Raw genomic sequence first — 255 nt, 5'->3', positions numbered from 1 at the left:
CCAGGCTTTGGCCGCGCTGGATGCCGCCGGCCACCAGTTGCTTGGGCGAGTGGCCGAGCAGCACGCCCAGCGCGCTTTCGGTCTGCGCCAGCGCGCTGGCGATCTGCGGCACCTTGGCGCGGGCGGACGCCGCTTCGGCCTCGGCCTGTTGCTGGTCCAGCTCAGAGATCAAACCGCCCTTGAAGCGCTTGGTTTGCAGCTTGAGCGATTCCTCGCGGCTTTGCAGCGTGCGCTTGGCGATGTCCAGTTGGGCGT

At 68.2% G+C, this 255-nt stretch carries 1 protein-coding gene; it reads right to left on the bottom strand.

The window, feature by feature from the left end:
* Positions 1 to 255 (bottom strand): TolC family protein (locus tag HA052_RS27290; RefSeq protein WP_166454461.1); only part of this gene is annotated, 255 nt, incomplete at both ends.

The organism is Chromobacterium fluminis, from assembly GCF_011602385.1.
Classification (GTDB): domain Bacteria; phylum Pseudomonadota; class Gammaproteobacteria; order Burkholderiales; family Chromobacteriaceae; genus Chromobacterium; species Chromobacterium fluminis.
Note: the sequence above shows the minus strand (reverse complement) of the source record. Positions and strands in the feature narration are given on the sequence as shown.